Source organism: Muribacter muris (assembly GCF_001038205.1).
Taxonomy (GTDB): Bacteria; Pseudomonadota; Gammaproteobacteria; order Enterobacterales; family Pasteurellaceae; genus Muribacter; species Muribacter muris.
Genome location: NZ_JWIZ01000095.1, coordinates 1 through 8,449 on the forward strand (window position 1 = coordinate 1; position 8,449 = coordinate 8,449).

General features: G+C 47.2%; 7 protein-coding genes and 1 tRNA gene. 2 read left to right on the forward strand and 6 right to left on the reverse strand.

The window, feature by feature from the left end; genetic code table 11:
• Positions 1 to 316 precede the first annotated feature (316 nt).
• From RO21_RS11385 to mnmC, 6 genes are all read right to left on the reverse strand, one after another.
• Positions 317 to 1,387: a tyrosine-type recombinase/integrase gene (locus RO21_RS11385; protein ID WP_338151731.1), complete on the reverse strand. Its 1,071-nt coding sequence runs from the start codon at positions 1,385 to 1,387 to the stop codon at positions 317 to 319.
• 318 nt (positions 1,388 to 1,705) lie between these two features.
• Positions 1,706 to 1,782, reverse strand: a tRNA-Ile gene (locus RO21_RS11390).
• Between the two features lie 77 nt (positions 1,783 to 1,859).
• Positions 1,860 to 2,957 carry a molybdenum ABC transporter ATP-binding protein ModC gene (modC, locus tag RO21_RS11395; protein ID WP_420911997.1) on the reverse strand — a complete coding sequence of 366 codons (1,098 nt, stop codon included), beginning with the start codon at positions 2,955 to 2,957 and terminating at the stop codon, positions 1,860 to 1,862.
• A complete protein-coding gene (modB, locus tag RO21_RS11400; protein WP_047977902.1) occupies positions 2,924 to 3,610 on the reverse strand; it encodes a molybdate ABC transporter permease subunit in 687 nt (228 codons plus the stop codon). The genes modC and modB overlap by 34 nt, the downstream gene beginning before the upstream one ends.
• A 2-nt stretch (positions 3,611 to 3,612) precedes the next feature.
• A complete protein-coding gene (modA, locus tag RO21_RS11405) occupies positions 3,613 to 4,365 on the reverse strand; it encodes a molybdate ABC transporter substrate-binding protein (RefSeq protein WP_047977903.1) in 753 nt (250 codons plus the stop codon).
• Positions 4,365 to 6,365, reverse strand: a complete 2,001-nt coding sequence (mnmC, locus tag RO21_RS11410; protein ID WP_047977904.1) for a bifunctional tRNA (5-methylaminomethyl-2-thiouridine)(34)-methyltransferase MnmC2/FAD-dependent 5-carboxymethylaminomethyl-2-thiouridine(34) oxidoreductase MnmC1 — start codon at positions 6,363 to 6,365, stop codon at positions 4,365 to 4,367. The genes modA and mnmC overlap by 1 nt, the downstream gene beginning before the upstream one ends.
• A 282-nt stretch (positions 6,366 to 6,647) precedes the next feature.
• Here mnmC and purR point away from each other — a divergent pair, with 282 nt between their 5' ends.
• Both purR and RO21_RS11420 read left to right on the forward strand, forming a co-directional pair.
• Positions 6,648 to 7,685 (forward strand): HTH-type transcriptional repressor PurR, encoded by a 1,038-nt coding sequence (gene purR, locus RO21_RS11415; RefSeq protein ID WP_047977905.1) that lies wholly within the window; start codon positions 6,648 to 6,650, stop codon positions 7,683 to 7,685.
• On the forward strand, positions 7,669 to 8,268 hold the full coding sequence (locus RO21_RS11420; RefSeq protein WP_047977906.1) for a DedA family protein: 600 nt from the start codon (positions 7,669 to 7,671) through the stop codon (positions 8,266 to 8,268). The genes purR and RO21_RS11420 overlap by 17 nt, the downstream gene beginning before the upstream one ends.
• The last annotated feature ends 181 nt before the right edge of the window (positions 8,269 to 8,449 follow it).

Sequence of the window (8,449 nt, forward strand, 5' to 3'; positions counted from 1 at the left end):
GAATCTTATCGATTTAAACATCGTAATTAAGAAATAATAAAAGTGGAACACTTTTAAAGGATCTTTGTGGTTCAATTTTGGAAGATCATTGACACATTGAGATACATTTTGCTTTTAATGAAGTTAAAAAATACATATATTCGCCTTATTTATTTAAAATTTTATTTGCTTTTCACACTGCTCCACATAATCCGCCCACTGTTGCATCACCGCCACACGTTGATCTAAATAATCGGTGCGGTTATAGGCTTTTCGTGTTTGGTCGGCGATGATGTGAGCTAAGCAGGCTTCTACTACGTCATAATTGATTAGTTGCTCATTGAGGTAAGTGCTGGCAATACTGCGTAGGCCCGTGAGCAGTGAGCTTGCCTTGATAGCCTAATAATCTAATCGCACGATTGGCTGTTTGTGGGTTCATTGCTTGCTGTGGCTTGAGTTCGCTTTGAAAAATGTAGCGACTAAGCCCTGTGATTTTTTGCATTTTTTCTAACAATCCGACCGCTTGCCGAGCGAGGGGAACCGTATGCGGACGTTTGCCGCCTTTCATTTTTTCGGCGGGGATAATCCATAGCTTTTTTTCAAAATCAATTTCAGCCCATTCTGCCGTTGCTGCCTCTCGTGGTCTTACCATCGTGAGTAATTGCCATTTGATTAAAATCTTGGTTTGTAGGCTAAGGTTGTAATCTCTTAATCGCTCAAGGAATAGGGGTAATTCTTCGGGACGGATAGTCGGGTTGTTCTCGGTTTTCTGCGTGCTTAAATTCGCTGATACATTCACGCACTTGTTAAATTCGATGATGTCGGCATTGACGGCATAGTTCATAATTTCATTAAGCAGGCGGATCACACGGTGCAATGTATCGCCTATTCCTTTTTCCTGTAACGGCTCAAGGGCTTTGACGACTAGCTTCGGTGTGATAGAGGAAATCGGCTGATTGCCGAGTATCGGGAACAAATGCTTTTCCAGCCTGCTCCAGTTCTTCTCGATTGTCTTTATTTGAATTTCACCATTGGCGGCATCATTCAGCCGTTTTTGCCGCCACTTATCCGCCACTTTGTATAGGGTATTTTCCCGCTTGCTGATCTCTTCGCTTTCAATCTGCTGCCGGTATGTTTGCGGGTCGATATTTTTCGCCAGCAGCGCTAAAAACTCTTCCCGTTGCTTGCGTGCTTGGGCAAGGGAAATATCGGGATATTTGCCTAAACTAATTTCTGTTCGCTTTGGTGGCGTGGTTAAAGGCTTGTAATAGTTAAATCGCCATAAGCGACTACCATTAGTTTTCACCAATAAGAAAAGCCCTTGCCCGTCCGTCAGTTTTAAATCTTTCTCTTTGGCTTTTGCTCTGTCTATCTCTGTATTAGTAAGAGGTTTCGTGATCCGTGCCATAACATCGTTTTATTACGTTAAAAGTGAACTGATTAAAAGGTTGCCCCTTGTTCAAGTTCTGTGAAATTTAAACAAAATAGAAGTATGGCCCAGAATAGGGTGAATACTTATTCGGTATGGTTTTTTAAGCATTTAGCAGTACTGCTATTTTGTATTCTCGGAAGATACTGCTAAATCTACTACTAAAATTTGCGGTTGTAAACGTAAGAATACGCAATAAAGCGTAAGAAGAAATAAGATAAAAAAGCTTGAAAGGCTTGATATATAAGGCTAGAGTTAATGAAAACGTAAGAGAAAATAAGACGGGAAAAGTGGAGTTGGTCCCCCTTACCGGACTTGAACCAGTGACCAAGCGATTATGAGTCGCCTGCTCTAACCGACTGAGCTAAAGGGGGAGTGATAATTGGCAGAGATTATAAGGGAAAAGCGTCTGAAAAGCTAGGTGGGGGAAATTGTTAGCCGAAAAAACAAGCTATAAGGAGACGCTTTTGATTTGTACGTAAACGGTTTGCCCTTGGGTGAATTTTAGTTCGTCAAATGCCCAATGGCTAATGCTTGCCCAGATTTTGTGCTGGTCGATTTGTACAGCGATATCCACGCGGTCGGTTTGGGGCAATATTTTGCAAATTTGTCCGTTGAGAATATTGCGGATTGAGCTGTGCTGCGGCGGGCTAAGCGTAAGAGAAATATCCCGACTGGCAAGGGTGATGCGTAATTTATCTCCATTTTGATAACGAGAATTCTGCGGTACCCAAAGGTATTGAGAGCCGATGCGTAAGCCGAGCATTTGATAGGCGCTGAGCTGGGTGGCAATCGGGAGTTCCAGCAGGGTGATTTTTTGGCTAAGCGGCTGCCAAGGGGCAAATGCCGCACTGTGCCAAACCTTCTCTGTGGTGTCGTGAGCCAGCATTTTGCCGTTATCCATCAGCAAGATATAATCCGCCAATGCAACCACTTCATCAAGATTGTGGGTAACATAAAGAATCGGAATGTGGAGGGTGCGGGTGAGTTTCCCCAAATAAGCCAATAATTCTTGTTTTCGGGGCAGATCGAGGGCGGAGAGCGGCTCGTCTAATAATAAAATATCCGGATCGCTCAGTAATGCCCGCCCGATCGCCACTCGCTGTTTTTCGCCGCCCGACAGATGTGCGGGGGAGCGATCGAGCAAATGCTCAATCCCTAATAATGCCACAATTTGCAGATATTTTGCCGAATCAGACCGCTTGCAGCCGTAGTTGAGATTGCCCGCCACTCGATAATGAGGAAAGAGGCGTGCTTCTTGAAACACATAGCCGACCCGCCGTTTTTCTGGTGGCAAATAAATGTTCTGGTGTGAATCAAACAAGATCCGATCGTTTAAGCGAATACTGCCGCTTGCGCCTTGGCTTAAACCGGCGATCAGGTTGATCAGGCTGGATTTCCCCGCCCCCGAACGTCCTAGTATGGCGGTAACGCCCTTGGCAGCAATGGTTGTGTTCACTGCTAAATGCAGCTCGCCGAGGGATTGTTGAACGGATATTTGTAGCATTCTTCTCCCTAATGTGTCCGTTTTTGGCGTTGGGCTAACCATTCCGAGCAGAATAGTGCCGTGAGCGAAATGGCTATCGCCACCAAGCAGAGCCGAGCCGCAGCCCGTTCGCCGTCCGGACTTTCAATGAAGCTGTACAGTGCTGCCGGAATGGTTTGGGTTTGGTTAGGAATATTTGAAACAAATGTGATGGTTGCCCCAAATTCACCGAGAGAGCGGGCAAAACCAAGCACTGAACCGGCAATAATACCGGAGAGAGAGAGTGGTAAATTGAGCGTGAAGAACACTTTCAACGGGCTTGCCCCTAAGGTGCGGGCGGCGTGTTCAAGTTTCGGATCGACATTTTCAAAAGCCAGCCGGATAGCACGCACCATTAGCGGAAAAGCCATAACCACAGAGGCTAACACCGCCCCACGCCACGAAAAGCTGAAAGAGATGCCGAACCATTGCCACAAATACTGCCCGATTAGCCCTTTTTTCGCTATTAAAATCAAGAGCAGATAGCCGATCACCACCGGCGGCAATACAAGGGGCAAATGCACAATGCCGTTTAATAAGGTTTTTCCCCAAAACTGTTTGCGGGCGAGCAACCATGCCACCCAAATGGCAGGCGGCAGTGCCCATAGGATCGCCACGCTAGCGACTTTTAGGCTTAACACAATGGCGGTAAGTTCGGCATCGGAAAAGGAAAACATTGTTATTTCAATGGCTTAAAGCCGGCATTGAGAAAAATTTGTTGCGCTTGAGGCGATGTTAGGAATGCCAAAAAATGCGCAGCTTGCGGATTGTCGCTCACCGTGGCAGCAGGATAAATAATCTCCCCGTAACTTGCCGCAGGAAAGGTGGCAATTCGCTTCACTTTGCGGCTGATGTTAGCATCGGTCGCATAGACAATGCCGAGCGGCAGCTCGCCCCGTTCCACATAGGCAAGCACGGCACGCACATCTTTTGCTTTTGCCAATTTAGGCGAAACTTGCGCCCACACACCGAAATATTCAAGGGCTTTTTTCGCATAACGCCCGACGGGGACATTATCATCACCCACTGCTAAATAGCCCTCGCCCAAAGCGGCTTGCCAATCAAAATCATCTAGCGTTGAAGGTGTGAGTGGGCTGGATTGTGGGGCAATCAGCACCAGTTCATTTTGTACAAGCGGGGTGATTTGTGCAATTTTTTGCGAACGTTTTTCCGCCAAATATGCCATCCATTTTTGGTCGGCAGAAATAAACAGATCCGCCGGTGCATCTTGTTCAATCTGTTTTGCCAAAGTCGATGAGCCGGCGAAAGAGAAGACAAGCTCGGTATCTGGTGCTTGTTGCTTATAGGCATCGCCGATTTGCTGCAACACATTAGTGAGCGAGGCGGCGGCAAATACGTTGAGCTGAGCGGCGAAAGCGCTGTTGGCTAACAATGCAAGGCTCAAAATAAAGTAACACAACCGTTTTTTCATTAAATGGTTCTCCCTTTTATCAGATGACGAATCCAACTGCGGTTTGGCGTGAGGGCGTGCAGAATGTCCTCGCTCAATGGAAGTGGTTCACCGCATATTTGGCTGGCGAGCAGCTCGCCGAGCAGGGCAGCGGTCGTCAATCCCCGCGATCCCAAGCCGGCGACCAGATAAAGTGCAGGGTAGCTTTTGGCTTGAGCGATCGGCATTTCCCGGCGTAATTGATTGTAGAGATTGGCATAATCCGCTTTTTGTGCGCTGAAATCCGGCATTGCTCCCGCCATTGGAATGCGATCCCGAAACGCCGCCCGAATACCGACTTTTGCCAGATTGTGTGAGCTATCCAGCTCGTTCACCCAGTCGCAAGCGGTCAGATTTTGCTGAATTTTTGCAAAATTTTGTTGGTGTTCCGTGAGGCTGAAAGTGTTATCGGCATTATCCCGCAGATGACTCGCCCCAAGGCAGTGCGTGCGTTGCGCAGATATTGGGGTGAGATAGCCGTCATAGCAGACCACGCATTTCAGCTTGGCTAAGGTAGCGTTGCTCGGCAGTTGGCTAACTTGCCCCCGCACCGGATAGAGCGGAATGCCCTCCGCTTGCGGAAACGCCGTCAGAAGATGACCGTTCGCCAGCACTACGGCTGCGTGGCCGAATGTTTGCCCGTTATGCTGCCACTGCCAGCGTTCGCCTTTGTATTCAAGATGTTCGACTTTGTGGTTTAGCACAATCTTTAGCCCTAATTGTGCAAGGTAGGCAAACCCGTTTTGGACTAATTGAACGGGGGAGAGCCAGCCGCTATCCGCTAAAAATGCGCCGCCGTTTTGAACGGGAAGCCCGATTTTTTCGCTTAATGTGTCGGCATCGCACAGCTCAAATAGGGCGTTGTCCCAATCTTGCTCCGCCATTTTTTGTAACTTTTTGGCGGTTTTTTCGTTATAAGCATAGAGCGCTACGCCGGAAAAATGATGTTCAAAATCAACGTGTTGGGCAAGTTGTGCCAAACGTTGCTTGGCATAATCGAAACTATGCACATAGAAACGGATATTGCGCTCGTCATCATCGCTTAATTGCGGGTAAATTGCCCCTTGCAGATTGCCGGACGCATTTTGCGCAAGAGCATTATCTTGACAATAGAGGGTAACCTTTTTGCACCGTTCCAGTAGCGACAATGCGACAAAAAGGCTGGCAACGCCCCCGCCGACAATCGCAATATCCTCGACAATCGGCTGACGATGAGGATAAAAATAGGGATATTGCGGCGGCAGAGGCGTGCTATCCAGCGGTTTTTCACCCCATAGCATTTCCCGCTTTTTGCCGAAGCCTTTGCGTTTTTTGACCTCAAATCCGACCGCTTGCAAGCCCCGCCGAACATCGCTAGCGGCGGTAAAGGTGGCAAAAGAGCCGCCTTGGGCGGTTAGGCGGAACATTTGGCGGTAAAGCGGCTCACCCCACATTTGCGGATTTTTATCCGGTGAGAAACCGTCTAAAAACCAACAGTCAATGGTGCTGTTGTAGCTGTCGCCCAGTTGGGGCAGATTGTCGGCCATTTCGCCGAACCAAAGATCGAGATAAATTTCGCCAAAATGGTAACGCTGACAGCCACATTGACGAGGCTGCCAACAAGCGGTCAGTTGTTGCGAAAAACGTGCAAATTGCGGATAGGCTTGATGAACTTCAGCCAGTTGCGTAGCGGTGAGCGGAAATTTTTCAAACGAGATGAAATAAAGACGCTTTAACGGGCTATTGGGGTAGCTTTGGCGAAAGATCTTAAAACGTTCGGCAACGGCGAGGAAATTTAGCCCCGTGCCGAAGCCGGTTTCGGCAATCACAAAATAGGCGTTGGTGTGGCGCTGCCATTTTTCCCAAAGCTGATTGCCCTCTTGGAAAACGTAACGGCTTTCAGCCAAACCGTCTTGGGTAGAAAAATAAATATCGTCAAATTGTTCGGAAATTGGGGTGTGGCTGGCATTAAAAGCAAGGGAAGCGAAGGTCAGTTTAGCCATAATCGTCAAAGAAAATGGTGAGTTTGCCCACCATTTTGGTGTTTGAATGGATTGAGATTAGAAAATGTTGATAGCGAATAATACAATCATACCTAATGCACCGGTAACGGCTAACATTGCATAACCAAAAGCGCCCATAATTCACTCCGTAAATCTGTCATTGAAATAAGGTGTATTCTAAAAGGATTTAATAAAAATGCAATCGAAAGCCCCGATTTTGTTTAGGAAATCCGTCATTTTTGGCTATAATGAAGCAATTTTTTGTGATGAAGGACCGTGATTATGGCCACAATTAAAGATGTCGCCAAACTTGCCGGTGTTTCAACGACAACCGTTTCCCACGTGATTAATCAAACACGTTTTGTTTCGCAAGAGACGACCAAAGCCGTGTGGAATGCAGTAACCGCGTTGAACTATTCGCCGAGTGCGGTGGCTCGTAGCCTGAAAATCAATACGACAAAATCTATCGGTATGATTATTACCACCAGCGAAGCGCCCTATTTCGCTGAAATTGTCTTGGCGGTCGAAGAGTATTGCTACCGTCAAGGTTATTCGCTGTTTTTGTGTAATACGCAAAATGAGGTCGAAAAGATCCAAAATCACTTGGATATGTTGGTGAAAAAGCGGGTGGACGGCATTTTGGTGATGTGCTCGGAATATACGGACAATTCATTGGCGTTGTTTAATGGCTCAAATGTGCCAATGGTGGTAATGGATTGGGCACCAAATGACGAAAAGAGCGATCGCATTATCGACCACAGTTTTGACGGCAGCTATATGGCAACCCGTCATCTCATTGAAAACGGCCACCGTGATATTGCGATCATTGCCGGTCATTTATATAAAACTACTGCCAAAGCCCGCTTTAACGGCTTTGTCAAAGCAATGACGGAAGCCGGCTTGCTCATTCGCGAAGAGTGGATTAAAGAGAACGATTTTGAACCGGAAGGCGGTTATGAAAGTATGAACAGCCTGCTCCGACAAGATAAATTACCGACTGCGGTGGTGTGCGGTTGTGATACCATTGCACTGGGGGCGATTTCGGCGATTACGGAAAAAGGCTTGTCTGTACCGCAGGATATTTCCGTTATCGGTTACGACAACATTCACAGCTCCCGCTTTTATGCACCGCCGCTCACGACCATTCATCAATCCAAAACCCGCTTAGGGCAGATGGCGTTGGACGTTTTGTTAGAGCGGATAAAAGATCAAAGCGGCGAGCATTTGCCGAAAACCTTAGAATTTTTTCCGGAATTAGTGGTGCGTAGTTCCGTGCGTAATTTAAACAACGAAAGGAAAGCAAATGGAATTTCTGATTGAATTTTTCAGTAGCTACGGCTACTGGGCGGTCTTTTTTGTCTTGCTGGCGTGTGGTTTTGGTGTGCCGATCCCCGAAGATATTACCCTCGTTTCCGGTGGGGTGATTTCCGGCTTGGGCTATACCAATGTGCATTGGATGTTGGTCGTGAGTATGTTCGGCGTGTTAGTGGGCGATAGCACAATGTATTGGCTGGGGCGGATTTACGGGGAGAAAATTCTCAACTTTCCGCTCATTCGCAATGTTGCCACGCCGGCACGTTTTGCGACCGTGCAAGCCCGTTTTGAAAAACAGGGCTGGAAATTACTGTTTGTCGCCCGTTTTCTACCGGGGCTGCGAGCGGTGGTCTATTTGGTCTCCGGCATTACCCGTAAAGTCAGCTTTACCCGCTTCGTTGCGGTTGATTTTATGGCGGCGATTATCTCCGTGCCGATCTGGGTGTATCTCGGCGATTTCGGTGCAAAAAATTTAGACTGGCTGGAAGCGCAAATTCACCGTGGACAGATGGTAATTTGGGCGTTGCTCTTGATCGGCGGCTTATTTGTCTTTTGGAAATGGAAAAAAGCCAAGAAAACCAAAGCGTAATCGGCGGAGTAGCAGGGCAGAACGACTATATTGGAAAGATAAAAAGGACGCTATTGAGCGTCCTTTTTTATGTTCATTCAAAAAGAGTAAGGTATAAAGATTTCGCTATTGGCGAATACTTGTGAAAAGATCAATATCTGTCGTAGTTGCACAAAGTTGTTTTTTTGTTCGCTTGTAGGGG

Excerpts from the sequence above, each read along its gene's own strand:
- RO21_RS11385 (WP_338151731.1), bottom strand. The coding sequence starts at position 1,387 with ATGGCACGGATCACGAAACCTCTTACTAATACAGAGATAGACAGAGCA.
- modC (WP_420911997.1), bottom strand. The coding sequence starts at position 2,957 with ATGGTTAGCCCAACGCCAAAAACGGACACATTAGGGAGAAGAATGCTA.
- modB (WP_047977902.1), bottom strand. The coding sequence starts at position 3,610 with ATGTTTTCCTTTTCCGATGCCGAACTTACCGCCATTGTGTTAAGCCTA.
- modA (WP_047977903.1), bottom strand. The coding sequence starts at position 4,365 with ATGAAAAAACGGTTGTGTTACTTTATTTTGAGCCTTGCATTGTTAGCC.
- mnmC (WP_047977904.1), bottom strand. The coding sequence starts at position 6,365 with ATGGCTAAACTGACCTTCGCTTCCCTTGCTTTTAATGCCAGCCACACC.
- purR (WP_047977905.1), top strand. The coding sequence starts at position 6,648 with ATGGCCACAATTAAAGATGTCGCCAAACTTGCCGGTGTTTCAACGACA.
- RO21_RS11420 (WP_047977906.1), top strand. The coding sequence starts at position 7,669 with ATGGAATTTCTGATTGAATTTTTCAGTAGCTACGGCTACTGGGCGGTC.